This is a genomic window from Hahella sp. NBU794 (genome assembly GCF_050749805.1).
Classification (GTDB): Bacteria; Pseudomonadota; Gammaproteobacteria; order Pseudomonadales; family Oleiphilaceae; genus Hahella.
Genome location: NZ_CP192738.1, coordinates 5,148,293 through 5,174,110, shown reverse-complemented (window position 1 = coordinate 5,174,110; position 25,818 = coordinate 5,148,293). Strand labels below are relative to the sequence as shown.

The following is a 25,818-nucleotide window of genomic DNA, read 5'->3' as shown; positions in this document are numbered from 1 at the left end:
ATTTTTGGCATTCAGTGACCTTTTAATCGCAAGGACAGACTGCTGATTAAGGCTTATAAACCTTAATTTTGCTCTTCGAGGGGCAAAAGGTGTCGGGAAAAAATTTATAGTTGTTCAAGCTCCCTGTCGGAGAGAAATATTCCGATAACTATGGATAGTTCAGAGGTTTCCTTGTGCTCAATAGTGTGTTGAATAGATTATGCAGCTTAATAAAAAAACTATCCTACTAGCCTGGGAGTGGGGTGAAGGTTTAGGGCATTTAAGTAATTTGTTATTCTTTGCTGAGTCGTTGCAGGAATCCGGATATGAGGTTGTTGTTGCAGTAAGAGATAAGGTTGCGGCATCTAAGCTTATTCGTGAGCCGAATATTAAACTCATTCAGGCTCCTGCATGGAGACGAAGAGCTAGGTCGATTGTTCATGATGTATCTAGCTTTTCAACAGTTTTATATAACTTTGGATTTACGGATCTTGCTTGTCTATATGACTGCGTCAGCGGTTGGAAGAGAGTGCTTCAAAATTACCAGCCTCAGGTAGTTGTTTGTGAATTTGCGCCAGGGCTACAAGTCGCGGCTTATGGCTTGGGTATTGATACTGTTGCTGTTGGGAGCAGCTTTGCTGAACCTGACCCCAACCGCTATGGACTCAAAATTACAGGCGAAGCTGAAAAGCCTGAGGACATCGATCTTCATATGGCGGTGCAAGACAATATTAATCGGGTCTTATCCCGCTTAAAAATGGCGACGCTGGAGTCTCTGGATGAACTCTTCAGAGTAAAGGGAACGTTGCTAACAACCTTGCCAGAACTTGATGTTTACCAGAGAAGGGTGGATGGAGATTATCTTGGTCCTTTATCCATGACGCTTGGTGAATCTGAAATCTGCTGGACTGAGCATGATAAACCCAAAGTTCTGGCTTACGTTAAGCCAGACTCTATGTTCTTCGAAGCTTTGATGCTAATGCTGTCGCGTTCGGGATGTAACGTGATCGCTTACGTCCCTAAGTCTGATAAAAGAGTCGCCGCCTCTGAATATGTCAGTGACACTATGAAAGTCTTTTCAAGCCCAGTGGATGTAGTCTCGTTGATAGAGGGTGCGGACATAGTCGTCCATCATGGCGGGAATGGGCTTTTGTGCCAAACCTTATTAAAAGGTAAGCCTCAGCTACTTGCGCCAAATCACCAGGAACAGCATTTAAATGCGTCTAAGCTTCAGGACCTGGGAGCAGGCTTGGTTGTGGAAAATGCTGATCTTGAGGAATGTGAGGAGTCTTTTAAACGGCTTCTGGATGAGGTGTCCTATTCTGAGTGCGCACAAGGAATAGCGTCTCGTTATAGTTTTATAACTCAGGACTGGCAGCGGGAAAAAGTACGCTCAGTATTTTTTCAAAACTAAGCGCTGATAAGCGCCGTTATTTGCATCAAAAAAGCCCGCAACAGCGGGCTTCCAATTCAAGTCATTAACTTTGGACTTTGCCTTTCGGCAGTCCGATGACAATTGATATCAGCGCCATGAGTCCCAGTAGCCAGCAATATTGGATGTTGCCGATCAGTTCTACTGGAGAGACTTTGGCAAGGGACGAGGCCAGCAGGGCTTGTGCGCCGTAGGGGATAACGCCCTGGACGACGCAGGAGAAAATGTCCATGAGGCTGGCGCTGCGGCGTGGGTCGACCTGATAGCGGTCGGCGATATCTTTCGCCAGGCTGCCGGACAGAAGAATCGCGACGGTGTTATTGGCGGTGCAGACATTGGTCAGGGCGACGGTGGCGCTGATGCTCAGTTCGCCCGCGCGGCTGGTGTGCTGCTTGGCGCCGCCCAGTCTGCTGATACGGTCGATGGTTTTCGCCAGCCAGTCCAGGCCGCCTTGAGACTTCATCATGGCTCCCAGGCCGCCGATCAGCAGCGATAGGATCAGAATTTCCTGCATGCCTGTGTAGCCGGCATAGATGTCCTTGGACCAGGACGCTACGCTGTAGTCAGGCTGCATGAACAAACCAATTCCTCCCGCCAGTACGATCCCGCTGAACAGCACCAGCATGACGTTGACGCCCAATACCGCCAGCGCCAACACGGCGACATAGGGCAGGATGCGGATCAATTCGTAGTCCTTAGGCGCCTCCACCACGGCGTTACTGCTCTGGAAGTACAACCAGATTAAGGTCAGCACCGCCGCTGGCGCTGCGATCATAAAATTCAGTTTGAACTTGTCGCGCATTTCGCAGCCTTGGGTGCGAGTGGCGGCGATGGTGGTGTCGGAAATAATAGACAGGTTGTCGCCGAACATGGCGCCCCCCACTACGGTGCCGATGGTCAGCAGCATGGGGAGTTCCGTTGCGTCAGCAACGCCCACCGCGATAGGGGCGATAGCAGCGATGGTGCCCATGGAAGTGCCCATAGCGGTGGCGACGAAAGCGGTGATGATGAACAGTCCTGGCAGCACCAGAGAAGGGGGAATCACGCTGAGTCCGAAGTTGACCGTGGCGTCCACGCCGCCTACGGCTTTGGCGACGCTGGCGAAACCGCCCGCCAGCAGATAAATCAGAACCATGGTGATGATTGTGTTGTCGCCGACGCCCTTGATAAAGGTTTCTATGCGCTCATTCAAGGTTCCGCGCGCCATCATTACCGCTAATAGAATAGCGGGCAGGATCGCGACTGGCGCGGAGATTTGATAAAAGGCGTACTCAACGCCCTCTGACTGATACCAGAGGCCGCTGCCGACAAACAGCGCCAGAAACAGCGCCAGCGGAAGCAAAGCTAAGGGAGATGCTTGGGACATATTACTTCTGTATTCCACGAATGATTAAGAGCCACCCCGTTCGGTACAGATACAGGGCGCGGACTATAAAAAGGCGAAAGATTATAGGTAACGGAAAATTAATCTCTAATAATTTATCGTGATCGGGAGCTTTGTTTCGGTTATAAGCTATGCCGTTTTAAGGTCATAAAGAAATATTTGACGCAAAAACAGATCCTTATATTTTCTGTCCTGGCCAAGCGTTCAGACGTCGCCTTGAGCGCGTCATAAGTTTTTCGTAGAGTCAACGAACTGTCAGCTTTTCCGGGCGTCGGGTTTTCTGTACATCCCTGGAAGTAGGGAAGCGCTGGCTGCTCACTGCAGTACTTTATGCAACTTCAGTCAAGGAATGATTGTTATGAGATTAGCTTTGTTGTTGATGACGGCAGTAGTATTGACAGGACTTCATGGGGCGCGCGCTTTAGCGCAAGATGTCGCTTACCGACCGCAACGATTTATTATTCACTATGCTGGCGATACCGCGACGCCTCCATCCTCTTCTTCCTTCTCTTTAATTTCTCCCGCTGCGCGCAGCGCTTTGCAAAGCATCGATTATCTACGCCCTCTCGCGGTTGGCTATCGAGGCTTGTATCAGGCTAAACGGTGGCTGACGCAGACTGAGCTGGCGCAGTTGAAGCAAGATTTACTCAGTGACGCCAGCGTTCTTGATGTGGAGGAAGACATATTGCTGCATAAGATGTTTGCGCCTAATGATCCGCGTTATGTCGAGCAATGGGGATACTTTGATGAAGTGGCGGGCATCAATGCGCCCGCTGCATGGAGCGTGGCGACCGGTTCAGGTGTCGTGGCGGCGGTGCTGGATACAGGAATCGTCGCCCACTCGGATATGGACGCCAATGTCGTCACCGGATATGACTTTATCAGCGATCCAGTTGTCGCCAATGATGGCGATGGGCGTGACGCTGACGCCAGTGATCCCGGGGATTGGGTGGCGCAAAACGAATGTTACGACGGAGCGGAGGCGGAAGACTCCAGTTGGCATGGTTCGCATGTGGCTGGGACGATCGCCGCCGTCACCAATAACCATATCGGAGTTGCTGGCGTGGCGTTTAACGCCCGTATTTTGCCAGTCCGTGTGCTGGGCAAATGCGGAGGTTATCTGTCAGATATTGCGGACGCTCTGGTCTGGGCGGCGGGCGTGCCGGTGGATGGCGCGCCTGAAAACCTGCACCCAGCCAAGGTCATCAATATGAGCCTGACAGGGGAAGGGCGTTGTGGCGGGACCATGCAGTCAGCCATCAATATGGCGCGTCAACGTAACGTCACAGTGGTCGTCGCTGCTGGTAACGCCAATGCGGATGTTCGCCACTTTCTGCCGGCCAACTGCAAAGGCGTTATAGCGGTTGCTGCAAATAACAAGGCGGGCGCACGCGCCTGGTACTCCAATTTCGGCCGCAAAGTCGACGTCTCTGCGCCGGGTGGTGAAACTGACGTGCTCGGTAACGGGGTGTTGTCTATATGGAATACCGGCCTGACTGTGCCGGGGGAGGAGTCCTATCAGTTCTATCAAGGCACCAGTATGGCGACGCCCCATGTGGCGGGGATAGCGGCTCTCCTGTATGAAGCTGACCCAGGAGCGACGCCGGGACGGATCGAAAGCGCTATAAAACTGGGAGCGAGGCCCTTGCCCGGGGATTGTGATGGTGGATGCGGCGCAGGCATCGCTGACGCGGCGCGGGCGCTGGCGGCGCTGAATGGCGATCTGCCGCTGCCGGAGCGGGGCGTGTTAAGGCTGGAGAATCTGCGAGGAGGTGAGAATGAATGGGACTACTATCGCTTTGAGGTACCGCGCGGCGCTATCGAAATGGTGGTCAGGAGCTTTGGTGGGACGGGGGATGTGGACCTCTATGTCGCCGACGATGTGCGTCCCACGCCGAATAAATATGACTGCCGCCCTTTTGTAGACGGCAATGAAGAGCAATGTGTGTTTCCCAATCCCGAACCCGGCGTATGGTTTATCGGGTTGCGCGGACGCCACAGTTATCGCGGCGTCAGCGTTACCGCCAGCTGGCGCAAACCCTAGCTGGCGCTATTTCCATTCAGACTGAATTGACTTGCCTGATGCTGTCAAAGTGAAGGCCGTACTTGGCCAGATATTGACGTAATCGATGGGAGTCGTTTGTCTGTTTTTTGCGAAGCCGGGATGCATTGTAAATGGTGCGTCCCGCCTCTGCGCCGTCCCGGCAGTTTCTGCACACTTCGATGACGGCTTTCAGTTGCACTTTCTCAATATAATCAACGTGCTCAAGCTGTTCGAGGTCGAGATATTGGGCCAGAAAATCATCCAGAGATAAGCTGCTCGCCATCGCCGGCGATTCCGCGTGCGACCACAGATAACGTAACCGCTGTAGCTCCTCGTCCACATGATCCGTCTTAATCCGTCCTTTGTCCGCCAGGGTCGCCATGCGCACGATGCTGGCGTTGAGGTCGCGGAAATTGGCGGGCCAAAGCGCCTCGGGAGACAATGCGAACTCAAGATAGCGGGCGCGGGCTTCTTTGTTGAACGCCACTCTCTCGCCATGATTGCGCTCAAATCGATCCAGTTCGTACTCGATGTTGGGTTCGACGTCCTGTTTCCTTTCCGCCAGTCCGGGGAGGCGGTAAGTCCACAAATTGATGCGCGCAAAAAGGTCCTCTCTGAAGCGACCTTCCCGTACTTCTTTGCGAAGATCTTTATTAGCGCCGGCGATCAGCTGAAAGTCGCTTTTCTCCTCCAGGTCCGCGCCCATGGGCAGAAAGCATTTGTCTTCGATGGCGCGTAACAGCATGGCCTGTTCATCCAAACCCAGCTCGCCGACTTCATCAAGAAACACCATGCCTTTATCCGCACGTTTCAGTAAGCCGTCCCGCTTATCCACTGCCCCGGTGAATGCGCCTTTTTTATGGCCGAACAAGGTGGACATAGCGTTGTCGCCCACCAGCGTGGCGCAGTTGGTCTCCACAAAATCGCCGCTCACCAGATTGCGTTTTTTCTTCAGCTCGTAGATGCGGCGTGCGATATGGGACTTGCCGGCGCCAGTCGGACCGGTGATCAACATGGGCGCGATAGAACGCTGTGCGACCAGCTCGATCTGCTGAATCATCCGGTTGAACGCCGGGTTGCGAGTCTGAATGCCGGATTTCAGAAAGTCTTCACCTTCAAGATGATCTTTGCGAAAACGCTCTGCAATTGCGTCGTATTTGGAAAGATCCAGGTCGATGATTTGGTGGCGCGGTTCAGTCGAACCTTCCTTCGGTGGCGCTGTTTGCAACAGCTTGCCGGGAAAAAGTCGCGATTCGTGCAACAGGAAGATAACGATCTGCTGAATATGCGAGCCGGTCGTGATGTGGAAAAAATAATTAGCGCTGGGGTCAAACCTGAAGTCGGAAAGAAAGTCTCGCAACTGCAGATAGGTGATCTCCAGTTCCCACGGGGAGGTAAAGCTGACATCGTGGATGGCGACATGCGTTTCTGGGCTGACGACATTGATATCCGCAGAGACTTCTTCGGCAAGCGCCATGTCTTTACCAGCGCTGAGTAAATGCAGCTCATCCACCGGGAAGACCTCGGCGCGTTGAGTGATGGATACGTTCGGTCGCCAGCGCTCCCAGCGCTTCTCAAACTTACCGCGACGCTTGGACACGACATCCAAAGTCGTGCCGAGAATGGATAGGACGATATTTTTGCTGTTCATCGAAATTTGGGGCGTATCCAAGGCAATATTTTGATATCAAACATGATATTTATTGCTGCGCGTATAAGCTACGTCCAATACTGTATTTTTGCTCGATAATTCTATAAGTCTTTATAAAACAATTGCTTATGATTCGATTTGGTGGGGTGAAAATAAGTTGGCACGCCGCTCGCTATAACAACTACAGATTCTGGCTGGCAGCCATACCTTCAGAATCCGGCTCGTCTGCGAAAGAGAGCCACTTTACGCCGCCTTAGCTTAATCGGTTAGAGCACTGGCCTCATAAGCCATAGGTTGTCGGTTCGAGTCCGACAGGCGGCGCCAAAAATAGAGGTCGTGGCAGAGCGGTAATGCATCAGTCAGCAAAACTGACGATCGCGGGTTCAAGTCCCGCCGACCTCTCCAATGCATAAATATCCACTTTCCCATTGCGCCAGTCGTCTAATGGTGAGGACGCAAGGTTTTCAACCTTGTAATGTCGGTTCGACTCCGTCCTGGCGCACCAAAACTTCCTCTTATTACTGAATAAGCCTCTTGGCGTTCTAAGTGTGCCCAATTCAGATAGCTCAACTGACATTAATCTTAAGCAGCCCTTTGCGAAAGATCTCTGCTGTTGGTAAGCCTGTTAGGGTTTGAGTCCGAGGTTGGCGGATGTGGGGTGGCGAATGTTGATTGAAGTTTGTCAGTGCTAACCAGCTTCTTGAGGTGTTTTGGATGGTTGCTATCTATGGTCGAAAGAGGAGGGGAAGGCGTCTGGGAGCAGAAACAAAAAAAGCGCCTTAGGCGCTTATTTGTCAGAGTTGAAGTTCAACTCTTTGTTTTCTTTATCCTTAAATTAAATGGTGCCGAGGAGAGGACTTGAACCTCCACGGGGTTGCCCCCACTAGCACCTGAAGCTAGCGTGTCTACCAATTTCACCACCTCGGCACTTCAGGATGGCGCGAACTTTACGCGTCACTTGGATCTTTGTCAACGCTTTTTTTGAGTTGGGTTTTAACTTTTTTTAAAACCGCGCCTAAATTGAAAAAGTTGAATAAAAAGCAAACGTTAAAGTGCTCTGAATGCTCAAATTGTTCTAAATTTATACATGGGGCGGGCGTATCTGCGAATGGTTTTTAAATGCGGGAATTATGTTAATGTGACGGAAAACCAACCATATCGGTCGCAGGTTCCGCTATGTTGATGAATTTTGTAGATTTAAGGTTCTTTTAATGGGAAAAAAGAAAAAGAGTAGTTTGGATCCTTTTGCGGAGCGCGAAGCCGCCCGTTATGAACACCCCACCGCAAGTCGCGAATTTATTCTTACCTTTCTTGAAGAGCGCGGCGCTCCCGCGACCATCGAAGAAATAGCTTCCTCTTTTAATGTAGTGCAGCCTGAGCCCTATGAAGGGTTGCGTCGTCGATTGATCGCCATGAGTCGGGATGGTCAGTTGGTGTGCAATCGTAGAGGCGCCTATGGCTTGCCGAAAAAGATGAATCTGATTCGCGGTCGGGTGCAGGGACATAAAGATGGCTACGGCTTTGTTATTCCTGAAGAGGGCGGTTCGGATTTATACCTGTCATCGCGTCAGATGAAGCGGGTCTTCGATGGCGACATTGTGTTGGTGCGCGCAGAAGGCCGCGAATTTAAAGGTAAGCGTGAAGGCGTGATCGTTGAGGTGGTCGAACGGCGAACATTCGAAGCTGTTGGGCGCATATATATGGAGAGTGGAGTCGCCTTCGTTGTTCCAGACAATCCTCGTATTACCCAGGACATCCTGGTGCCGGAGCATGCTCTTAATGGCGCCAAGCACGGACAATATGTGACATTGGAGATTGTGCGTCAGCCCGATGTGCGTGTTAATCCGATGGGGCATGTTAAAGAAGTACTGGGTGAGCACATGGCGCCGGGCATGGAAATCGATGTCGCTCTGCGCACTTACTCCATTCCATTCCGTTGGCCGGAAGAGGTTGATGCGGAGGCGGCCAAGTTCAAGTCCAAATTGAGTGCGCGTGATAAAGCGCACCGAGTCGATATTCGACATCTGCCTTTAGTGACAATCGATGGCGAGGATGCGCGGGATTTTGATGATGCGGTCTACTGTGAGGCGAAGAAGTCTGGCGGCTGGCGTTTGTATGTGGCGATCGCCGACGTTTCGCATTATGTGAAGCCGCAGACGGCTCTGGATAAAGAGGCCTTTCAGCGCGGGAACTCAGTTTACTTCCCTAACCGGGTGGTTCCCATGTTGCCCGAGGTGCTATCCAATGGACTGTGCTCGCTCAATCCGGATGTCGAGCGTTTGTGTATGGTCTGTGAAATGACCATCAGTCAGAAGGGTAAGCTGAGCGGCTATAAGTTTTATGAAGGCCTGATGCTTTCCAAGGCGCGACTGACCTACACCAAGGTGGGAGCCTATATCGACGACCCAGAGTCTGCAGAGGGGAGAGCCTTTGCGGAAAGATATGCGGATCTGGCGCCGCATATTCGCGAGCTGCATAAGTTGTATATGGCGTTGAGACAGGCTCGGGAAGAGCGCGGAGCCATTGATTTCGAAACCGTTGAAACTCGAATTCTTTTCGATTCGGACCGCAAGATCGACAAGATCGTACCGGTCGTGCGCAATGACGCCCACAAACTCATAGAAGAATGCATGTTGTGCGCTAATGTCGCGACGGCGAAGCTGCTGGAGAAGTATGAAATTCCGTCGTTGTTTCGTGTGCACGAAGGGCCTACGGCGGAGAGGTTGGAGAATCTGCGCGCGTTTCTTGGCGAGTTGAGTTTAAGTCTTGGGGGCGGCTCTAATCCGAAGCCGTCAGACTATCAGGTGCTGACGGAGAGTATCCGTGGTCGGCCGGATAGCGCCACACTGCAGACGGTCATGTTGCGTTCGTTGAGTCAGGCGGTATATCAGCCAGAGAACAAGGGCCACTTTGGTTTGGGGTATGAGGCGTATACGCATTTTACTTCTCCGATTCGCCGCTTTCCGGACTTGCTGGTGCATAGGGCAATCAGAGATCTGATTCGAAGTGAGCGACCCTGCAAGAATGTGCAGCGGGTGGAGGGCGCGCCAGCCTTACCTAAAAGCGCGCGTTATAACTATGACATGCAGGCGTTACTTGTTCTTGGTGAGCAATGCTCAATGACTGAGCGTCGCGCGGATGAAGCCACTCGCGACGTGATGAGCTGGCTCAAGTGCGAGTATCTGACTCAGCATGTGGGCGAGAAGTTTGATGGTATCGTGGCCGCTGTCACCGCGTTCGGGCTTTTTGTCGAGCTTAAAGATTTATATGTCGAAGGGCTTGTCCATGTTTCCTCCCTGAAGAGCGATTACTATCAATTCGACGCGGTGAAGCATCGTCTTGTTGGTGAGCGCACGGGCGTTACGCATCGCCTGGGCGATGAGGTGAGGGTGCAAGTGGTTCGAGTCGGGCTAGAAGATCGTAAGATCGACTTGGAAATGATTGGCGAACCCAAGCGCTCAGCGCCGGGTAAAAAGAACAAACGCAAGGAAATTCTGGCGCAATGGAATGAAGAGTGGAAAAAGGAAAAGAAAGCAGGTGGCGGACAACCTGCGAAAGGCGCCAAGGGAGGTAAGGGTTCCGAGGCGAGTGGTCCTTTGCGTAAGCCGCAAAAAAAAGGACGCCGCAAACGCTCTTAGCAGTATGAAAAAGCTGGCGTAAAGCAAACACTAAACCGGTAGAATGCCGGTTTTTTAACGTACGGAACGAGTTTAACTGTGTCTGAATCAAACATTGTGTTTGGGATGCATGCGGTAAGAGCACTGCTGCAGAAGCATCCGGGTAAAATTGATCGTTTGCTGCTGTCCGAGCAGCGCCATGATCATCGCTTGCAAGAGATAGCGCAGCTGGCGCAAGAGCGCCGGGTGCCCATTACTCAAGTGGGTAAGTCTGCGTTGGATAAGGCTGCTGATGGCTCACATCAGGGGGTTGTGGCCTATCTGAAAGCGGACCGAGTGAGCAACGAAACCGATTTGGAGGAGTTGCTGGAGAAGTTGGAGGAGCCCGCGTTGTTGCTCGTCCTGGATGGCGTCACTGATCCTCATAACCTTGGAGCTTGTTTGCGCTCCGCTAATGCGGCGGGCGCGCACGCCGTCATCGTGCCCAAAGATAAATCCGCTCCGTTGAATGCGGCCGCCAGAAAAGTGGCGTGCGGCGCTGCGGAAGTGACCCCGCTGATTCGCGTCACCAATCTGGCGCGAACCTTAAAGCACATCCAAACTTATGGCGTTTGGCTGGTTGGCGCGGCCGGCGAGGCGGAGCAAAGTTTGTATCAGGCGGATCTCAAGGGATCGGTCGCCATCGTGATGGGGGCGGAGGATAAAGGGATGCGCCGCCTTACCCGCGAAAACTGCGACAGTCTCGTCAATATTCCCATGCTGGGCGAGGTCAGCAGTCTGAATGTGTCCGTCGCCACAGGGGTGTGCCTGTTTGAGGCGGTGCGACAGCGTCAGTTTGGTTAGTTTGTGTTCGCTTTCGGGCTTGCAAGTCTTGCTGAACAGGCATAGAATGCTGCCCTCTTAAAACCACCATCAACTCCTTGCTTTACGAAAACGCAACGTAAGGCTGTTAAACCGAAGGGAGCTACAATGCGTCACTACGAAATCGTGATCATGGTTCATCCTGATCAAAGCGAGCAGGTGCCTGCAATGGTTGAGCGTTACACCTCCAGCGTAAACGCTGGCGGCGGTAAAGTTCACCGTCTGGAAGACTGGGGTCGCCGCCACATGGCTTATCCCATCAACAAAATTCACAAAGCGCACTATGTGTTGATGAATATTGAGTGTTCTCAAGAAGTCATCGACGAACTGATGCACAACTTCCGTTTTAACGACGCCATCCTCCGTGACCTGGTTATTCGTCGTAAGGATGCTGTGACCGAAGTGTCGCCAATCAAAGCAGCTGAGTCCCGCGAACAGCGCGCTCCTCGTGGCGAAGATCGTCCCGCCCGCGTCGTTGCTGACGACGTTGACGACTCTGACGACGATACTGACGACGAAGACAGCAACGAAGAATAAGGTATAGGAGGCTATCATGGCTCGTTTCTTTCGCAGAAGAAAGTTCTGCCGTTTTACTGCCGAAGGCGTAAAAGAGATTGATTACAAAGATGTAGAAGTATTGAAAGGCTACATTACTGAAACTGGCAAAATCGTGCCAAGCCGCATCACCGGCACCAAGGCGCGTTACCAGCGTCAGCTCGCCACTGCTATCAAGCGTGCGCGTTACCTGGCTCTGCTGCCTTACACTGATCGCCACGACGACTAAGCGCCTGAAAAATTTCCGCCATTTCCTCATTGTTAGTGAAGTGGCGTAGAACAATCAGGTTCTTAAAGGTTTGCCAATCGGAAGCTAAGAGGCTTCCGATTGTTACAAGATTTGAGGTAAACAAGATGGAAGTTATTCTTCTCGAAAAAGTAGCCAACCTCGGAAACCTTGGCGATAAAGTTAAGGTTCGCGCTGGTTATGGCCGTAACTTTCTGGTGCCTTACGGCAAAGCTGTTCCTGCAACTAAAGCGAATGTAGAGCAGTTCGAAGCTCGTCGCGCAGAGCTTGAAAAAGCGGCTGCCGAGAAGCTGTCCGAAGCTCAGGCTCGTGCAGAAGCTATCAACGGTAAAGAAGTGACCATCGTTGCTAAATCTGGCGACGAAGGTAAGTTGTTCGGCTCTGTTGGTACTAAAGACATTGCTGACGCAGTGACTGCTTTGGGCGTTGAAGTTGAGAAAAGCGAAGTTCGCTTGCCTGAAGGCGCTCTGCGCAACACAGGCGAGTACGAAGTAGACGTACAGATGCACACCGACGTTACTGCTACCGTTAAGGTAATCGTAGTCGGCGAGTAATCTCCGGTCATACAAAAAAAGGCAGTCCGCTCCGTGCGCACTGCCTTTTTTTATGCTCTCAAGACTTCACGATAGTCGTGTTGTCCATGCCCGCAAATTAGCGATAATAAGCGCTACTCTTAAAAGCTCTGCAAGTCATTATGAATGAGTCAGTAATACGTAAAGATTCGGCCAAGTCTTCGGAAGGGCAGGGCCCAAGCGCCGCCCTGGTTGGTTCCTCTGTGGTAAAGGCTCCGCCCCATTCGATTGAGGCGGAGCAGTCTGTTCTGGGCGGTCTGATGCTGGATAACGCCAGCTGGGACAAGATTTCCGACATCATTACAGCAAAAGACTTTTATCGTCTGGATCACCGTCTGATATTTGGTTCAATTTCCCGATTGGCGAATCTCGGCAGTCCACTGGACGCCATCACTGTCTCGGAAGAGCTGGATAATCGCAACGAGTTGAACTCTGCGGGTGGGTTGGCCTATCTGAGTGAGCTGGCTAAAAACACTCCCAGCGCCGCCAATATTCGCGCCTATGCGGAAATCATTCGCGAACGTTCCGTATTGCGTCAGTTGATTACAGTCGCTAATGAAATCGCCGATGAGGCCTACCAGACGGAAGGGCGCACCAGTACAGAGGTGTTGGATGACGCAGAGCGGCGAGTTTTCCAGATAGCGGAATCCCGGCCCAATCAGGGCGGGCCTGAATCGGTTAATCCGATTCTGACTAAGACCCTTAAGAAAATTGATGAGTTGTTCCACTCAGACGGGGCCATTACAGGTGTTACAACTGGATTTCGTGACTTGGATGATCGCACCTCGGGGATGCAGTCTTCAGACCTGATTATCGTTGCCGGCCGTCCTTCCATGGGTAAGACCACATTTGCGATGAACCTGGTTGAGAACGCGCTGATACTGGGGGGTAAGCCTGTCCTGGTATTCAGTATGGAGATGCCTTCCGACTCTATCGTTATGCGTATGCTGTCATCTCTGGGGCGAATTGATCAGACCAAAGTAAGAAGTGGAAAGCTGGATGAGGACGACTGGCCGCGTCTTACATCAGCCGTTAACATGTTGAAAGACAAGCCGTTATACATCGACGATACCGCGGCGTTAAGTCCGACGGAAATGCGCTCCAGGGCGAGAAGGGTGGCGCGGGATCATAATGGTGAAATTGGCTTGATCATGGTGGATTACCTTCAGTTGATGAGGGTGCCGGGAATGACCGAAGGGCGTACGGCCGAAATTTCAGAAATTTCGCGAGGCTTGAAAGCATTGGCGAAGGAGCTGAACTGTCCTGTGGTCGCCTTGTCCCAGCTTAACCGTAGTTTGGAGCAGCGCCCCAATAAGCGGCCAGTTAACTCTGACTTGCGGGAATCTGGAGCGATTGAGCAGGACGCTGACTTGATCATGTTCATCTACCGGGATGAGGTCTATCACGAAGACAGCCCGGACAAAGGTATTGCGGAAATTATTATCGGTAAGCAGCGTAACGGCCCTATCGGAACGGTGCGCTTGGCGTTCATGGGTAAATTCACAAGGTTTGAAGATTTGGCTCACGATTATGGCGGGGGAGACTACGAGTAATGCGTCCATCCCGCGCTCTTATTGATCTGGACGCCTTGCGTCACAATATTCGTTTGCTGAATTCCATTGCTAAAAACGCCCGTTGTGCGGCGGTAATTAAAGCTGATGCATACGGCCATGGCGCAGTGGAAATCGCACGCGCCCTGAAAGCGGAGGCTCCCAAGCTGGCGGTGGCCTGTTACGATGAGGCGGTGAGTTTGCGTGAAGCGGGTATTACGACGCCGCTATTAGTGCTGGAAGGATTTTATAGCTCAGAGGAGCTGGCTGACTCTACCCGTTGGCGCGATATAGAGTGGGTTGTGCATGATATGGAGCAATTGGACATGCTGTCCGAAGTGGCTCCTTTGCGTAAAACAGGTCCTGGTTCCGCCCGGATGCAAACCTGGATCAAGTTGAATACAGGTATGAACCGGTTGGGTTTGCCGTTAAATAAACTGGCTGGCGTCGCTGAGATGCTGGGCCAGTTTCCTGGGCTTTCTGTTATTGGGCTGATGACTCACTTCGCATGCGCCGATGAACTGGATAGTTTGCTGCAACAGGAGCAGTGGCGGGCGTTTCAAGCTGGTATGCAGGCGGCGGGATCGGGTGGCTGGAGTTACTCATCGGCTAATTCTGCCGCTTTGTTGCAGTATCCGGAAACTCACTTGGATTGGGTGCGTCCGGGCATTGCGATGTACGGCGCCTCCCCCATGGCGGATAAGACCGGGGCGGATTTTGGCTTGAAGCCGGTAATGACCTTTGAGTCGCGCTTGATTGCTACTCGGGAGCTGCAAGCAGGAGACTCTATTGGCTATGGCGCCGCTTGGACTGCGAGCGGCCCAACAAGAATGGGAGTGGTTGCGGTAGGGTATGGCGACGGATATCCAAGACAAATGCAAAATGGTGCGCCTGTCGCCGTGTGCGGTAAGCGGACAAAGATTATCGGGCGGGTGTCCATGGATATGCTGACGGTGGATATCTCTCACATTCCAGAAGCGCGTATTGGGTCGGAGGTGGAGCTGTGGGGCGGAGCTGTTTCCGCTGATGAGGTTGCAGGATATGCGTCAACAATCTCCTATACTTTATTTACGGGCATGACCTCGCGTGTCCCCAGGGTATACCTTAATCGCTCGGAAGGGGGTTAAAGCGCAGCGTTAAGCTGGATGATGGGGATAGAGTCCGGGGTATCGGGTTTGCGAAAATCCCATCAAGCAGCCAATATTGTTAACATAATATCTTCAGACGGCCCGCATTCTGGGGGCGCTAAAGGCTACGAGACACATTTTAAGGGGTGCATGAGTGATTGTTTGTGTGACGGGAATTGATTCGCCATTAGGTAAGGCTATAGCTCAGCGTTTACAGCAGAGCGGCATAGCAGTGGAGGGCGTTCCCTACGAGCAGTTTCTGATGACCAATGATGCGATCGTGCGAGCAATGAGGGCGATGCCGTCTGCGGATTTCGTGGTTCATGCTGCGGAGATGGCTGACCTGTTCAAGGCGGAGCAGCATCCGGATTTGGCCTATCAGGTTAATGTCTCCGCTTGTGAGGCGGTAGCGGAGGTGGCGGCTTTATGGAAGGCGCCGATTATTCATCTCTCCAGCCATCTTGTTTTCGATGGCGTCAAAAAGAACCCTTATATATCCGCCAACAAAGGACGTCCTCTTTCCGTGTATGGGCGGACAAAGCTGCAGAGCGAACAATGGCTTCAGGAAAACTATAGCAAGCATCTGATCTTGAGGGTGGGCTGGTTGCTGGAGGCTGGCGCTCAAGGCTGGCTGCAGACCATGCTTTCCGCGCTGTCTTCAGGGAAGCGCCTAAACGCCAGCACCGATATGCAGCTGACTCCCGTCGCGGTGGATGATGTGGCGAGAGTCGTAGACGCTGTTATCAAGCAGCTGAGTTGTAATATCTCGGTGTGGGGCGTTTACCATTATGCTGGCGCTGAAGCTGTCACCCACTATGAACTGTTGAAAGCGATTGTGCTGCAGGCATTTGGACAGGAAGAAATGTTGCAGGCCCTGATCGAGAAAAAGGGCGCTGATGTGTTGCCTGGAGTGGCGCTTCCGGCGAATGGCGCGTTAGGTTGTATCAAGCTGCGCAACACCTTTGGCGTCAAGCAGCTTCCCTGGCGTCGTTATCTGCCGGCGTTGATTGAGCAATGTCAGCAGCGTGGCGGCGTAAAACCGGCTGAAAACTGCTTGGAAGAGACCCGTTAACGAGCGTTAAGGGCTGATTCCTTCTGATGCTCCAGACACTTGGTGTCGTGGCGAAGAATTTTCTGCAGTTCGTCCAATTGCAATATCTGAACTTCCCTTCCTTGGACCTTAATAATGCCATTGTTCTGGAAGCGGGTAATGACCCTGCTGACAGTTTCGACGGCCAAGCCTAAATAGTTGCCTATGTCGCTGCGTGGCATAGGGAGTCTGAAGTTTGTGCCGGATAGGCGACGACGGCTAAAGCGTGTCGACAGGGACAATAGAAGCGAGGCAATGCGTTCTTCAGCCGAGTTTTTGCTTAATAGCATAGTGAGCTGCCTGCTCTCCTGAATCTCTTTGCTCATTAATGAGAAAAAGTGGTGCTGCAGGCTGGGGATGTCTGAGGCAAGGTCTTCAAACTTCTCCAGAGGAATTTCGCATACGCTGGTGCGTTCAAGGGCGACGGCGGAGCAGGAGTATTTTTCCATGCTAACGCTGTCCAGACCGATAATCTCGCCAGGCAGATAGAAACCAGTGACCTGTTCCTCGCCTTCCTCTGATACGGTGAATGTTTTGATCGCGCCGCTACGAACTGCGAAGCACGAGCGGAATGGGGTGTGTTGCTCAAAGATATATTCGCCGCGATTGAGCATTTTGCCCTGGCGAATGATTTCTTCCAGGCGATCAATATCTTCAGCCCCGACCGCGATAGGAATGCAAAGCTTGCTCAAATTACATTCGTGGCAGCCTCTGTGTAAGCTAAAAGGAGAGGAGGTTGCTATATGCTTGCTTTCCATCGGTTGCCTCGTGGCTGGATGAGTGAAACTGCTTAAAGAGGCTTCTAGGATAGCCAATAGCTATTTAAAAGCAAATCCCTACAATGGGAAATTTACAGGGAAAACCTGCGCTCGCCTTTGTTTTTACATAGTTTTCACCTTTTGTTACAACTGGGTTTGAGTGTAACGAATTGCTCTTGCTGGAAGCTCGCTGTTGTCCAGAGTTTTGTAGTAGTCGTCCAACTGTGTGGCGTTGCGCAACTGGTAATGTGGTGTGTAAGAAAATGCGCCCAACCCAACGCCATGTAGACAGCTGACTCCCTGGCTAATCAAGCCTGTCCAAGGTAGTGCGAAAAAGTCCTGCGTGATAGGAATAAACGATGCGGACTTAATACGCCGCTTGAAATCTTTTAGCGCCGCTTCCAGGCCTGCTGTGCCGGCGAATTCCATTTTATGGCCGGAGAGTAGGATGCCTTGCGGTCTCTCTGTCAGAATTTCCTCAAGGTGCTCGGATAGTGCGGTGACGGTCGCAGGAGTCACTTTCAGGCGCAGATAAACGGCTTTGAAGTCGAATGCCCGAATGGTCTGCAGCCAATCCCTAAGACTCTCAATAGGGAAGGACTGTGCGTATTCACCAGGATCATTGATGCAGACAATGTTAAAGCCCAACCCTTTAATCAGGGCTAGCGCTTCCTCGGAGTCAGGGCGAGCGTCCAGCTCGATAACATGGCGCGCATCGGCGTCGAAGTTTAGTTTGAACTCCCTGCCCAAATAATACATCACCTGAGTCTGCGCTGCGGGAGTGAGCTGGCGGACCAGATCGCCGAACCAATGCAGGTACTTAACCTGGCTGCCGGCGGGAAGGTTTTGCTTGAGTAGTCTCACTTCTTTCACGACATAGTCGATGTACTTCTGCAAATTAGCATTCATGGATGGGAGTCTGCGGGTGTAATTTTCCGCACTGACAAGTGTATTAAAGCAAGGCGCCTGAACGCTCAGTGCGAACCCGCCTTCATAATATCGAGCCAGAGAGCTGTTGCGATAATCCGCCTCATAGGCTCCCTCGTCCAAGGCGCTCCAGTTCTCACTGGAGAACTCTTTAGGGGGGGAGTTGAGCAAATAAACCCAGCTATCATTACCCCCATTTTGTTTCGCTTGTTCGACAACCTTTCCAACTGGCATATTGGGTCTCCAACCAGGTAAGAAAACATCTGCGCGCGTTTGACCATCATTGTCAGCGATTTTGCGCGCGCGCCTGCTGTCACACTTGTTGGCAAGTGGATCCCCCCTCTCTCCATGCTCAGTGTATCTAGCTCCCGAAAGGGAGTCTTGATATTGATCAAGGGGTGAGCGGGTGGCTGTCTGAGAGGGTGTACTTTAGTCGCAATATCCCTCAAACAATGGGTTTCTGGGACGTTGAGGGATAACATTCATTGCAGCTTTGGGCGGGGAGTTGATATCCTTTGCGGGCATTGAAAAAAGGCGGGCAAAAGTGCAGGCATTTCAGCTATTTCGGTCTTTCGTTTTTTACATTGGGTATGCTTGGGGCGTCATCATCACATCTTTGGTTGGGATGCTGATTGGTCCTTACGTCAATTTTGAAAAGCGTTACTACATCGTCTCCCGGTTTAATGTGTTCGCACTTTGGTGGGCGCGTGTTGTCTGTGGCATACGTTATGAGATCGAAGGGCTGGAGAACATTCCAAAGACGAGCTGTGTGGTTGTCAGCAATCATCAGAGCGCTTGGGAGACTTATTTGCTAGGCGTTATATTTCGTCCTCAGTGTACTGTGCTTAAGCAAGAGTTGATGAAGGTTCCGTTTTTTGGTTGGGCGCTGAAGAGATTGAAGCCTATCGCCATTGATCGGAGTAAGCCGTCAGCGGCGCTTAAGCAATTGCTTAAGCAGGGAAAGGAGCGTCTGACCTCAGGGTATTGGGTTGTAATTTATCCTGAGGGGACACGCGTTCGCCCTCGGCAGGTTGGTAAATACAACAAGGGCGGCGCTTTGTTGGCCGTCAGTGCTGGCGTTCCTTTGCTGCCTATAGCGCACAACGCTGGAGATTGCTGGCCTGCCGGCAGTATTAGCAAGCGTCCAGGCTTGATAAAGGTGAAAATCGGCGCGCCAATTGAAACCAGCGGCCGAGCTACTGACGAAGTTCACAAGGAAATGGAAGAGTGGATAAGGCGGACTTCAGCCGCCTTAAGCCAGGCGTAGAGCTCTCTATTTGTAGTTTGAGTACACTTTGTCCAAATAGCCTTCAGTACGCATCTTATCGAGCACTTTGTTGAGGTGCTCAATGCTTTCGTCAGGTGTGTCCTTGTTCATCGCCAGATATAAACTGGTGTCTCTTATGGTAAAGATAGGTTTGATGTCGGAAACTCCGGCCAGCTTGGCGTAGTAATAGCCTGATGCGGTGCTGGAGATCCAGAGATCAACTTGTCTTTGCTGCAGTCTCTTTGGGTTGAGGCTGTCATCTTCCAGCTCTGAAGCGTTGAAGCCGTTGTTCTTCAAAAACTGCGCTCTGGAGTCATCCTTGTAGCAGCCAATCAAATAGGGCTTGGCGTCTTCTACAGAGTTTATTTTGATTGTTGTGTCATTCCTTGCGAAGAAGACCCAGTCATTCTTGGCGAGGGGGCCGACCCACTTGAACAGCGGTTTGCGCGCGTCAGTCAGTGTAGTGCCGAATACGCCACGAAATTCCTTGCGTTGTGCAAAGTTGTAAGCGTAATTCCAGTTTCTGAGCTTCATGCGGTAGTCGTAACCCGAGCGTTTGAAGAGCTCTTTTACAATGTCTACGTTGATGCCGCTGATAGCGTCAGCTTTGTGTTCGTACTTGTGGTCTTCCTCGCCCATATTAAAAGGCGGGAAATTTTCCGTGACCAGGTTAAAGGTTTCGCCACGAGCAATGGCGGATAGAAAGAGAACAGAAACCAACAATAGCTTCTTAGCGATCATTAAATCACCTCAAACGGCTGGGCGGATAGTGTTCTGACTAACGAATAGTCTGGCTGCTTATTAAACAGCTGGAGTAGGTGACTTCCGAATAAGTAGTTTTCCGGATAAGTGAAAAGAAACGGGCGGGAAAGTCTCTGCGAAGCCCGTCAAATGGGGCTTCGCAGTCTTTGTAAGACTCTGTTGTCTATCTGTATCTGGCGGTAATTTTGTCTAATTCGCCGCTGGAGCGCATTTTTTCCAGGGCTTCGTTCAGTTTGTTAACGTACTCATCTGGCGTTTCCTTGTTAACCGCTAAGAAGAGCTGTGTCTCTTTAACTGTGAATACAGGCTTGATGTTGGTGACGCCATTCTTCGCAGCATAGTATGGGCCGGATACGGGGCCGGATATCCAGAGGTCGATTTGGCCGTTTTGCAGTCTTTTGGGGTTCAAGGCGTCGTCGTCGAGACTGGAAGTCTCAAAGCCATTGGAAAGAAGCCACTGTTCTCTAACGTCCCCTTTATACGCGCCTATCTTGTACTTCTTGGCGTCTTCAATAGAGTTGATTTTAATGGTGGAGCCTCCCTTGGCGTACAGTACCCATCCGTCTGATGCGATAGGGCCAACCCATTTGAAAAGCGGTTTGCGGGCGTCGGTGAGAGTGGTTCCAAATACTCCTCGGAACTCTTTGCGCTGAGCGTAGTTGTATGCGTAGCTCCAATTACGCAGCTTCATGGTGTAACCGATTTTCGCCTTAGTAAAAATCTGTTTAACAACATCAGTAATCAGACCGGTGATATCCTCGGGTCTGTGTTCATACTCAGCATCATTTACGCTCATGTTGTAGGGAGGGAAGTTCTCGGTAACCAGATTGAAAGTTACCTCTTCCGCATTTGCTGATAAGCAGAGAGTGGCGCATAACGCCAAAAGAAGGGAGCGAAAATAATACATGTCTTAACCTCGAATGTAGCTACCCCATTAAGGATAGTCCGTCTATCCGAAAAATCCACGGTATGCCGAGAATTTTTTTTGTTATTTTGTTGATTTTATTAACAAAAGTACACACTGAAAGTGGATGTGCTTTATTTTTATGCGTTTTGGTCGTTGGGTGCGTGGCGGCGGTGCAGGAAATAGGGGGGGGGTAGAAACAAAAAAGCCCGCTTTAAAAGCGGGCTTTCGAAACTTGGTAGCAAGGGGCGGATTTGAACCGCCGACCCCAGCATTATGAGTGCTGTGCTCTAACCAACTGAGCTACCTTGCCGTCTCATTTGAGGCGCGTATTCTGTTGTTTTTTGGTGGGCTTGTCAACCCTAAAAATCATCAGTTTATACGTTAAATCTGAAATGAATTACGTCGCCGTCTTGAACGATGTAATCCTTGCCTTCCAGGCGCCATTTGCCAGCTTCTTTGGCTCCTTGTTCTCCATTGAAGGAGGTGAAGTCGTCATAGCTGACGATTTCCGCCCGAATGAATCCGCGCTCGAAATCGGAGTGGATGACGCCTGCTGCCTGAGGAGCCGTTGCGCCGATCTTAACAGTCCATGCGCGGACTTCTTTTACGCCAGCGGTAAAATAAGTCTGCAGGCCCAGCAGTTTGTAGCCGGCCCGAATGACGCGATCAAGCCCGGGTTCTTCCATGCCCAGGTCGGCCAGGAATTCGGTTTTCTCTTCGTCTTCCAGTTCTGCGATTTCGGATTCCAGCTTGTTGCAGATAGGAACGACGATAGCGCCTTCTTTTTCGGCGATGGCTCGCACCACGTCAAGGTGAGGGTTGTTCTCGAAGCCGTCTTCGGCAACGTTGGCTATGTACATGGTTGGCTTTACGGTAAGCAGGCAAAGCTCTCTGATCGCCAGCATTTCATCCCCGCTGAGATTCAAGGCGCGTACAGGCTTGGCTTCGTTCAGGTGTGGCAGTAATTTTTCCATCACCTCAATTTGCTGTTTGGCGAATTTGTCTCCGCCTTTGGCGATGCGCGAGATCCGCTTGATGCCTTTTTCTACTGTGTCCAGGTCGGCGAGAGCCAGCTCTGTATTGATGACGTCAATATCGGCGGCTGGATCGACTTTATTCGCCACGTGAACCACATTTTCATCAGCAAAGCAGCGCACTACGTGTGCAATAGCGTCAGTCTGTCTGATGTTCGCCAGGAACTGGTTGCCCAAGCCTTCGCCCTTGGAGGCTCCGGCCACTAAGCCTGCGATATCGACAAATTCCATGGTGGTGGGGATGACTTTCTGCGGCTTGACGATTTCCGCCAGCTTTTGCAAACGAGGGTCGGGCATGGCGACGATGCCTGAGTTGGGCTCAATGGTGCAAAAAGGGAAGTTTTCGGCGTCGATGCCCGCTTGGGTGAGTGCGTTGAATAGAGTTGATTTGCCTACGTTAGGGAGTCCGACTATGCCGCAATTAAATCCCATGATATGTCCTCAAAGCTCGGAAATTTAAGTAATTAGGTCTCTATAAAGTCTCGGCGGCCCAGCCTGGGCAGACAATGCAACAAATTTGCTGTCTGGTGTGGAGGGCGGAAAACTAAACCGCAGGCTCAAATTTTGAGGGCTGCGGGTGGTAATCTTGAAACCGGTGCGCTTTAGGCGCGTTAGTGGGCGCAAATTATACGCATTCGGAGAGGCGTGAGCCAGTTGGCAGGGAAGGAAATGCGTCAGGCGCGAAAGCTGTGCAGGCGGTTCATCGCAGTGTCCCACTGGCCGGAAACGATTGCCTCCAGGTGGGAGTCTAGTTGATAAAACGCAGATTCCAGCTTGTCCATATCTTCTTTGTTGATTCTGCCAAGGACATGGCCTGTCACTTTGCTTTTATCTCCGGGATGGCCGATACCCAGTCGCATACGGGGGAATTCTTTATTCCCTCCAAAACAGCGAATGATATCGCGCAGACCGTTGTGTCCCCCGTGTCCGCCGCCAAATTTGAGGCGAAGCGTTCCTGCGTCAATGTCCAGTTCATCGTGCGCCACCAGTATATTTTCCAGTTCGATTTTGTAGAACTGGCTGAGGCTCAGAACGGATTGACCGCTGCGGTTCATGAACGTGGTGGGAAAAAGCAGGTGGATGTCTTCGCCAGCGATGGATATTTTGCAATAGTCGCCGTGAAGTTTTTTGTCCGGTCTTAAGAATTGGCCTTTCTTTCTGGCTAGATGCTCTAACCAGAGAGCCCCGGCGTTATGCCGGGTCTGGGCATAGTCGGGGCCGGGATTTCCCAGCCCGACAATGGCGCGAACAGGCTTCGACATGGAGCCTTATTCAGCCTCAGCTTCGCCTTCAGCTTCGTCAGCCTTGGCGCCTTTCGGCTTGTGTACTGAAACAACAGGCAGGTCGTGGTCTGCGCCTTTTACCAGCTCAGCCAGCTCAACGCCTTCAGGCAGTTTCAGGTCGGAAAGGTGCAGGATTTGCTCAACCTGTACGGAAGTCATGTCAACTTCGATGAACTCAGGCAGGTTGGCAGGCAAACATACTACTTCGACTTCTGTTTGCTGGTGAGAAATGCTGCCGCCGCCTTGACGTACGCCTTCGCACTTGTCTTCGTTGATGAAGTGCAGAGGAACATTTACGTGCAGTTTCTGATCTTTTTGTACGCGCAGGAAGTCAGCGTGCATGATGATCGGCTTGTATGGGTGGCGCTGCAGATCTTTCAGGATGACGGACTCACTAGTTCCTTCAACGTCCAGGGTCAGAATGTGAGAGTAGAACGCTTCATTCTGCAGGGCGTGGCTCAGCTGGTTGTGGCTGACGGAAATAGCTACAGGAGCGGTTTCGCCGCCGTAGATGATTCCAGGAACTTTGCCGTCAATGCGACGTAGGCGGCGGCTCGCACCTTTCCCCTGAACGTCACGCTTTTCAGCGTTTAAGCTAAATTCATTACTCATGATTATTTCCTCAGTTTTAAACCCGGCAGGTCCGCGACCAGACCTGAAAGGCATTGTGGTTACCGGTTGAAATTGCCGGTGTCTTAAACAAACAAAGCTTCCATGAAGGAAGCTTTGTCGCTTTATCCCGATATATGGCGGGACAATTATCCGAACATGGCGCTGATCGACTCTTCGTTGCAAACGCGACGAATCGATTCGGCCAATAGGCCCGCCAAAGAAAGCTGGCGGATTTTATCACATTTCTGGGCTTTGTCACTCAATGGAATTGTGTCGGTGACCACAAGCTCGTCCAGTACGGAGTTTTCGATGTTTTCGATAGCCGGACCGGAGAGTACAGGGTGAGTGATGTAAGCGATAACTTTGCTGGCGCCGTGCTCTTTTAGAGCGTTGGCGGCTTTGCAAAGGGTTCCTGCTGTGTCCACGATGTCGTCGACCAGGATGCAAACTTTATCTTGCACTTCGCCGATAATGTGCATGACCTGAGCTTCGTTGGCGCGTGGGCGACGTTTGTCTATGATCGCCAGATCTGCGTCGTCCAGTCGCTTGGCGAATGCGCGGGCGCGCACAACGCCGCCAACATCTGGGGAAACGACAACGAAGTTTTCAAAATTGCGACGCTCGATATCGTCAAGCATGACCGGAGTGGCGTAGGCGTTGTCCACTGGAATGTGGAAGAAGCCCTGGATCTGGTCTGCGTGAAGATCCACAGTCAGTACGCGATTGATGCCGACGCCGGTAAGTATGTCCGCAACGACTTTTGCGCTGATAGGGACACGGGAAGATCGGGGTCTGCGATCCTGACGGGCATAACCGTAATAAGGAATTACTGCGGTGATTCTACCTGCCGAAGCTCTTCTGAGCGCATCAGCCATAACCACCAGCTCCATCAAATTATCATTGGTGGGCGCACAAGTAGGCTGAATGATGAAAACGTCCCGACCGCGCACGTTTTCATTGATCTCCACCGATACTTCGCCATCGCTGAAGCGGGTGACGGCTGCGGCGCCCATAGGGATATGGAGCGTATCAACGACGTTCTTGGCTAGTTCGGGGTTTGCTTGGCCGGTAAAAACCATTAACTTGGACACGGGACGTACCTTCATAATAGCGTCTAGGCAAATAATGAATTTTTAAAGGAGTGGGTTTGGAAGTTGGCTGGGGTGGTAGGATTCGAACCTACGCATGACGGGATCAAAACCCGCTGCCTTACCGCTTGGCTACACCCCAGTGGAGTCGCATTTCTGCTATCAGTTTTAATGATGACGCCACTTTTTGAGTTCTGAATGAACTGGCGACTCATTAATGCTCTTGGCGACAAAGCCGTGATATTTTGTCGGCATTTGGGAGAGAACATATTCCGCTCGCTTTTTTTCGGAGAAGCTTGCAAAGATGCAGGCCCCTGTTCCGGTTAATCTAGCTGGCGAAAATTGATCTAGCCAATTTATCGCCTCGCGAATCTCTGGATACATCCTGCAAACTACTGTTTCACAGTCGTTTCGGAGGTTTTCGAGATCTCCCTCAAGAGCGGGCGCTATTGTGCTTTTTGGTGTGTCTCTTGTCAACCACTTATCTGAAAAAATTTTAGCGGTGGAGATATGGAGGTTTGGGTGGATGACTAAGTACCATTTTTCCTGAGTGTCGACGGGATGGAGGATGTCTCCCACGCCTTCAGCGAAAGCCGTCGCGCCGCGGACGAATACGGGTACGTCCGCCCCGAGTTTTAATCCCAGTTCGGCCAGAGTTTCTGTATCGAGATCTGTATTCCACAATGTATTTAGCGCTAACAATGTCGTCGCTGCGTTGGAGCTGCCGCCGCCGATACCGCCGCCCATTGGCAGCCTCTTATCTATATAGATGGAGACTCCGCTGATTTGCTTAACCTTATTTGGGCTTGCGGCCGTCACATGATCTTTTAGTAGGTGGGCGGCTTTGATGATGAGGTTGTCTGCTTCCGGCACGCCGGGGAGATTTGGCTCCAGCGTTATGCTTTGATCATCTCTGGGAGTGAAGCTCAGGCTGTCGCCGTAATCCAGTAATTGAAACAGAGTCTGCAGTTCGTGGTAGCCATCAGGGCGTCTGCCTGTGATGTGTAGAAAAAGATTCAGTTTCGCTGGAGAGCTTAGTGTCAGTGTTTCGTTGCGCATAGGAAGTGTGAG

Annotated in this window: 22 protein-coding genes and 6 tRNA genes; 14 read left to right on the top strand and 14 right to left on the bottom strand. The window is 51.6% G+C overall.

The window, feature by feature from the left end; all coding sequences use genetic code 11:
- The first annotated feature begins 199 nt into the window (after positions 1-199).
- Positions 200-1,393, top strand: a complete 1,194-nt coding sequence (locus tag ACQYWX_RS22600) for a glycosyltransferase (RefSeq protein WP_216739619.1) — start codon at positions 200-202, stop codon at positions 1,391-1,393.
- Positions 1,394-1,457: 64 nt separating this feature from the next.
- Here the strand turns inward: ACQYWX_RS22600 and ACQYWX_RS22595 are convergent, their stop codons facing one another.
- Positions 1,458-2,777: a Na+/H+ antiporter NhaC family protein gene (locus tag ACQYWX_RS22595; protein ID WP_216739618.1), complete on the bottom strand. Its 1,320-nt coding sequence runs from the start codon at positions 2,775-2,777 to the stop codon at positions 1,458-1,460.
- Positions 2,778-3,153: 376 nt separating this feature from the next.
- On the opposite strand from ACQYWX_RS22595, the gene ACQYWX_RS22590 reads away from it, so the two are divergent.
- On the top strand, positions 3,154-4,839 hold the full coding sequence (locus ACQYWX_RS22590; RefSeq protein WP_431686416.1) for a S8 family peptidase: 1,686 nt from the start codon (positions 3,154-3,156) through the stop codon (positions 4,837-4,839).
- A 16-nt stretch (positions 4,840-4,855) separates the two neighbouring features.
- Here ACQYWX_RS22590 and rtcR read toward each other — a convergent pair whose 3' ends face one another.
- Entirely contained in the window at positions 4,856-6,490 is a 1,635-nt protein-coding gene (rtcR, locus tag ACQYWX_RS22585; RefSeq protein ID WP_431686415.1) for an RNA repair transcriptional activator RtcR, read from the bottom strand.
- 247 nt (positions 6,491-6,737) lie between these two features.
- Between rtcR and ACQYWX_RS22580 the strand changes: the two genes are divergently transcribed.
- The 3 genes from ACQYWX_RS22580 to ACQYWX_RS22570 all read left to right on the top strand — a co-directional run bounded on the left by ACQYWX_RS22580 (position 6,738) and on the right by ACQYWX_RS22570 (position 6,995).
- Positions 6,738-6,814 (top strand) — tRNA-Ile (locus ACQYWX_RS22580).
- Positions 6,815-6,820: 6 nt separating this feature from the next.
- Positions 6,821-6,895: transfer RNA gene (locus tag ACQYWX_RS22575), tRNA-Cys, on the top strand.
- Positions 6,896-6,920: 25 nt separating this feature from the next.
- Positions 6,921-6,995: transfer RNA gene (locus ACQYWX_RS22570), tRNA-Glu, on the top strand.
- A 335-nt stretch (positions 6,996-7,330) separates the two neighbouring features.
- Here ACQYWX_RS22570 and ACQYWX_RS22565 read toward each other — a convergent pair.
- Positions 7,331-7,417: transfer RNA gene (locus tag ACQYWX_RS22565), tRNA-Leu, on the bottom strand.
- Between the two features lie 284 nt (positions 7,418-7,701).
- On the opposite strand from ACQYWX_RS22565, the gene rnr reads away from it, so the two are divergent.
- The 8 genes from rnr to ACQYWX_RS22525 all read left to right on the top strand — a co-directional run bounded on the left by rnr (position 7,702) and on the right by ACQYWX_RS22525 (position 16,091).
- On the top strand, positions 7,702-10,128 hold the full coding sequence (gene rnr / locus ACQYWX_RS22560) for a ribonuclease R (protein WP_431686414.1): 2,427 nt from the start codon (positions 7,702-7,704) through the stop codon (positions 10,126-10,128).
- Between the two features lie 105 nt (positions 10,129-10,233).
- Positions 10,234-10,950, top strand: coding sequence for a 23S rRNA (guanosine(2251)-2'-O)-methyltransferase RlmB (rlmB, locus tag ACQYWX_RS22555; RefSeq protein WP_431689530.1), 717 nt, complete (start codon positions 10,234-10,236; stop codon positions 10,948-10,950).
- Between the two features lie 126 nt (positions 10,951-11,076).
- The gene (rpsF, locus tag ACQYWX_RS22550) at positions 11,077-11,505 is read left to right on the top strand and encodes a 30S ribosomal protein S6 (protein ID WP_216739614.1); all 429 of its coding nucleotides are present in this window, start codon (positions 11,077-11,079) and stop codon (positions 11,503-11,505) included.
- A 16-nt stretch (positions 11,506-11,521) separates the two neighbouring features.
- On the top strand, positions 11,522-11,752 hold the full coding sequence (gene rpsR, locus ACQYWX_RS22545) for a 30S ribosomal protein S18 (protein WP_011395632.1): 231 nt from the start codon (positions 11,522-11,524) through the stop codon (positions 11,750-11,752).
- A gap of 125 nt (positions 11,753-11,877) precedes the next feature.
- Entirely contained in the window at positions 11,878-12,324 is a 447-nt protein-coding gene (gene rplI / locus ACQYWX_RS22540) for a 50S ribosomal protein L9 (RefSeq protein ID WP_127972820.1), read from the top strand.
- A 140-nt stretch (positions 12,325-12,464) separates the two neighbouring features.
- On the top strand, positions 12,465-13,895 hold the full coding sequence (gene dnaB, locus ACQYWX_RS22535) for a replicative DNA helicase (protein WP_253938651.1): 1,431 nt from the start codon (positions 12,465-12,467) through the stop codon (positions 13,893-13,895).
- A complete protein-coding gene (alr, locus tag ACQYWX_RS22530) occupies positions 13,895-15,019 on the top strand; it encodes an alanine racemase (protein WP_431686413.1) in 1,125 nt (374 codons plus the stop codon). The genes dnaB and alr overlap by 1 nt, the downstream gene beginning before the upstream one ends.
- Before the next feature lie 154 nt (positions 15,020-15,173).
- Positions 15,174-16,091, top strand: a complete 918-nt coding sequence (locus tag ACQYWX_RS22525; RefSeq protein WP_216739612.1) for a sugar nucleotide-binding protein — start codon at positions 15,174-15,176, stop codon at positions 16,089-16,091.
- On the opposite strand, the gene fnr is transcribed toward ACQYWX_RS22525, so the two are convergent.
- Together fnr and ACQYWX_RS22515 are read right to left on the bottom strand one after the other, a co-directional pair.
- Complete coding sequence (gene fnr, locus ACQYWX_RS22520; protein WP_431686412.1) at positions 16,088-16,867, bottom strand: fumarate/nitrate reduction transcriptional regulator Fnr; 780 nt, start codon at positions 16,865-16,867, stop codon at positions 16,088-16,090. The genes ACQYWX_RS22525 and fnr overlap by 4 nt on opposite strands.
- A 144-nt stretch (positions 16,868-17,011) precedes the next feature.
- A complete protein-coding gene (locus tag ACQYWX_RS22515; protein ID WP_431686411.1) occupies positions 17,012-18,028 on the bottom strand; it encodes a hypothetical protein in 1,017 nt (338 codons plus the stop codon).
- A gap of 310 nt (positions 18,029-18,338) precedes the next feature.
- On the opposite strand from ACQYWX_RS22515, the gene ACQYWX_RS22510 reads away from it, so the two are divergent.
- Positions 18,339-19,061 (top strand): lysophospholipid acyltransferase family protein, encoded by a 723-nt coding sequence (locus tag ACQYWX_RS22510; RefSeq protein ID WP_431686410.1) that lies wholly within the window; start codon positions 18,339-18,341, stop codon positions 19,059-19,061.
- 6 nt (positions 19,062-19,067) lie between these two features.
- Here ACQYWX_RS22510 and ACQYWX_RS22505 read toward each other — a convergent pair whose 3' ends face one another.
- The 9 genes from ACQYWX_RS22505 to ispE form a co-directional block, all read right to left on the bottom strand.
- The gene (locus ACQYWX_RS22505) at positions 19,068-19,802 is read right to left on the bottom strand and encodes a substrate-binding periplasmic protein (RefSeq protein ID WP_279505098.1); all 735 of its coding nucleotides are present in this window, start codon (positions 19,800-19,802) and stop codon (positions 19,068-19,070) included.
- Positions 19,803-19,986: 184 nt separating this feature from the next.
- Positions 19,987-20,730, bottom strand: coding sequence for a substrate-binding periplasmic protein (locus tag ACQYWX_RS22500; RefSeq protein WP_431686409.1), 744 nt, complete (start codon positions 20,728-20,730; stop codon positions 19,987-19,989).
- 233 nt (positions 20,731-20,963) lie between these two features.
- Positions 20,964-21,040 (bottom strand) — tRNA-Met (locus tag ACQYWX_RS22495).
- Between the two features lie 64 nt (positions 21,041-21,104).
- Entirely contained in the window at positions 21,105-22,196 is a 1,092-nt protein-coding gene (gene ychF, locus ACQYWX_RS22490) for a redox-regulated ATPase YchF (protein WP_431686408.1), read from the bottom strand.
- Between the two features lie 242 nt (positions 22,197-22,438).
- Positions 22,439-23,026, bottom strand: a complete 588-nt coding sequence (gene pth, locus ACQYWX_RS22485) for an aminoacyl-tRNA hydrolase (protein ID WP_216739607.1) — start codon at positions 23,024-23,026, stop codon at positions 22,439-22,441.
- Positions 23,027-23,032: 6 nt separating this feature from the next.
- Positions 23,033-23,659 carry a 50S ribosomal protein L25/general stress protein Ctc gene (locus tag ACQYWX_RS22480; protein ID WP_216739606.1) on the bottom strand — a complete coding sequence of 209 codons (627 nt, stop codon included), beginning with the start codon at positions 23,657-23,659 and terminating at the stop codon, positions 23,033-23,035.
- A 146-nt stretch (positions 23,660-23,805) separates the two neighbouring features.
- Complete coding sequence (locus tag ACQYWX_RS22475; protein WP_011395645.1) at positions 23,806-24,750, bottom strand: ribose-phosphate diphosphokinase; 945 nt, start codon at positions 24,748-24,750, stop codon at positions 23,806-23,808.
- A gap of 64 nt (positions 24,751-24,814) precedes the next feature.
- Positions 24,815-24,889: transfer RNA gene (locus ACQYWX_RS22470), tRNA-Gln, on the bottom strand.
- 26 nt (positions 24,890-24,915) lie between these two features.
- Entirely contained in the window at positions 24,916-25,806 is an 891-nt protein-coding gene (gene ispE / locus ACQYWX_RS22465; protein WP_431686407.1) for a 4-(cytidine 5'-diphospho)-2-C-methyl-D-erythritol kinase, read from the bottom strand.
- Positions 25,807-25,818 lie beyond the last annotated feature (12 nt).